The following is a 3004-nucleotide window of genomic DNA, read 5'->3' as shown; positions in this document are numbered from 1 at the left end:
ATAATAGCAATTTAATATCTTGCGAGAATTTCAGATGCATATGCTAGTAAGTTATGTAAATAGCCACAATCAATATGAATTAATTGATAAATTTGTATTTTTTTAAATATAAATACAACCTTATTTACTTTCCAAAATATCAAATATTTATGAAATACAAGTAAAGTTTTGGTAATAATTATTTGCCTTTTTGGATGACTTCCTTTGTGTCGCCATTACATGTCAGAATAATAAGAAACCTCAACTGAAACATAGATGAATTTCATGACCGAAAAATAAAAGGATACAAGCCCATAAATTTAGACATGGGTTACGAAGATGCAGAGGATTAGGGAGCAAGGGAGCAGGGGAGAAACCCCATATATAAATGATAGAGAGCACCACGAGCCGAATAATAAGTAATCTCCCGAACTTGATATCAATCCAAAATCCAAAATCCAAAATCCAAAATTGTCATGACTCATTTTCAGGTTTCAAAACCAACACCGGCTGTTGATATAAAAGTACGGTAAATGTCACAGTAGAACCTAAACCTTCCCCTAAACTGTAAAAATTGACCTCTCCACCCATAGCTTCAATTAGTTTTTGGGATATTGCTAAACCCAAACCCGTCCCACCATACTGACGAGTTCTAGAACCATCTACCTGAGAAAATAATTGAAATAGCTTATCTTGCTTATCTAAAGAAACACCAATACCTGTGTCTGCAACCCTTACCCTTACCATGCCAGGGAATTCCTGGTTTTGAAATACAACTTTTTTCTTCACAACATCGGCACTAACAGTGATACCGCCTTCATGGGTAAATTTGAGGGCATTACCCAAAAGATTGAGCATGACTTGCTTCAGGCGCTGATAGTCCCCATACATGATGATTTCATCGCAGGTATCAGGGGTGTGCATTTGGAAACTGAGGTTTCTTGTCTCAGCTTGGGGGCGGGAAAAATTCTCAACATCAGAGAATAATTCATTTAATGTCACTGACTGTGGTTTCAACTCCATTTTGCCAGCTTCAATTCTGGAAATATCCAAAATATCGTTAATAATATCCAACAAGTGCAGGGATGATTTATGAGCTTCTAGCAGAAATTGCATTTGTTCTTCGGGATCTTCTGCCATCCCCTCTAAAATTAGCTTTAAAAAGCCAATCATGCCATTCAAGGGTGTGCGTAATTCGTGGGAAACATTGGCAAGAAATTCACTTTTGCGGCGGGTTGCTTCTTCTGCCTGTTGCCGTGCATCCTCTAATTGTTTATATAATGTTGCGTGAGCGATCGCTGTTCCTAATTGTTCACCTACCTCCTTGGCTAATTCCATTTCTAAATTATTCGGAGGGTAGCATGTTTTAACCATCGTCATAGCAATTAACCCATTAGCTTTTTCTTGATAACAAGTAGGAACTACCAATAATTGATATTTACTAAACAGAGGATGAATTGGTTTTTTGCTAAAAACAGGTTCCAATGTTGTCAGTGCTTGGGTAAATACAGGCTCAGAGGCGATATCTATTTCTACACCTAACATTGAATTTGCTGTAGATTGCTGATACGCAGCTGCTACTTTCACAGTAGAATTATCAGCTGGACAGGGACAAATTATGCAATGCTCTGGTGCTAAAGCCGAGCCCAAACTATCAACTGTTTGTTGCCAAATAATTTCTAAATCTAGAGTTCGTCGGATATTTTTCGTAATTTGGTGAACTAATTTCTGATTTTGTTGGGAACGTAAAACCACATCTAATTCCTGGGTTTGTTCTGTCCCCAGGTTCTCATGGGATGTATCGTCACCAACTTGCAATAGCCGCCCCATTACTAAAACTTGTGTCGCTGCACTGCCTCGTTTGGGCATAATGGGGCTAATCACCAGCTCAAATTCCAGTAAATATTGATGGTAACTAAACCAACACCTACATTTATCTGGCTCTAAATTTGTCAATACTTGCTGTAATCTTTGTAGATAAAGAACTTGTTCTACCGGGACAAAGATTTCACTATCTTGGGAGTCATTGACTACTTGTTGTAGATTTAATACCTGAATCGGAGACGATACTTCTTCATGTTTTGGGACATTGTCTTGCTGCCAATAAAAGCTTAGATAGCGTCCCGTTGCATCCTGAGTATATACCAATTCAGCTCCCAAATTCTGTAATGAACTATTAGTGTTACTGGTCATAGACTCCAGGTTTTTGGAAAATAATACATTGGATATTTGGGAATTGGCAGTAATACTCATGGTTCGAGTGTGGTAGACAAAGGGACGCTCAAAGCATTATTGTGCATCTGTACTTAGATGATGGCATGTTTTGTTACTAGAGTGCCACTATTTTATGAGTGTTTTTGTGGTTCTAATAGCTTTTTTAGAGTATACACGATTTTTTTTATACTCTTTACATACTTTAGTACCTACTTAATTGAAAACTTCAATCATTCCATTCACCTCGGGGTGGTACATGCATTCTTCGAGGAGTACGAGTTAGCTCATCATCTCTGTTGGTTTCACCTCGCAACCACTGGCGAATAGCGACTTCAATAACTTTACTGGGATCGTTAGTTAAATGCTGAATTTGCTCTAGTAGCTCAGAATCTAAGCGAATAGCAATTTCTACTTTCTTGGCAAATCTTTGATTTGTTTCGAGTGCTGTATCGCCTGTATCGGCTGTATTTTTCATGTTCATAGGTTAGGATGCTCTAATTGGTTTTTTTTCCAAAACTTTGTAAACAGCTTGATTCTTACTATCCAGGGCTTTCACCAATGGAATATGCCCATTTATTCAGCATTAAATAATGCTTCATGTTTATTGTACGCTTCTGAACGCCGAATGCCAGTAGCTGTAATTAGACCTTTATATCTTTTTGGAGAGAGCCAAAAAATGAAATACCCAGCCCTATTAAATATATTTTTGGTAAACTCAAGAGTTGATCGGCGTTCCGCCTGGAAGGCGGAATGCGAGGGCTGGGCATTTTACTACTGGTAATTTTCTTGGCAGTTATCATACAGTGGTAAG

Annotated in this window: 2 protein-coding genes; both read right to left on the bottom strand. The window is 38.0% G+C overall.

What is annotated here, in order from left to right; all coding sequences use genetic code 11:
- Positions 1-453: 453 nt before the first annotated feature.
- Positions 454-2232, bottom strand: a complete 1779-nt coding sequence (locus tag CALSC_RS18705) for an ATP-binding protein (protein ID WP_088242804.1) — start codon at positions 2230-2232, stop codon at positions 454-456.
- Between the two features lie 187 nt (positions 2233-2419).
- A complete protein-coding gene (locus CALSC_RS18700; protein WP_407641951.1) occupies positions 2420-2674 on the bottom strand; it encodes a hypothetical protein in 255 nt (84 codons plus the stop codon).
- Positions 2675-3004 lie beyond the last annotated feature (330 nt).

It is taken from the genome of Calothrix rhizosoleniae SC01 (assembly GCF_900185595.1).
GTDB classification, from domain to species: domain Bacteria; phylum Cyanobacteriota; class Cyanobacteriia; order Cyanobacteriales; family Nostocaceae; genus Calothrix_A; species Calothrix_A rhizosoleniae.
The sequence above is the reverse complement of the archived record's forward strand: the minus strand, read 5'-3'. Positions and strand labels throughout refer to the sequence as shown.

Bases quoted from the DNA above. Each gene is read 5' to 3' on its own strand.
- CALSC_RS18700 (WP_407641951.1), bottom strand. From the start codon at position 2,674: ATGAACATGAAAAATACAGCCGATACAGGCGATACAGCACTCGAAACA.
- CALSC_RS18705 (WP_088242804.1), bottom strand. From the start codon at position 2,232: ATGAGTATTACTGCCAATTCCCAAATATCCAATGTATTATTTTCCAAA.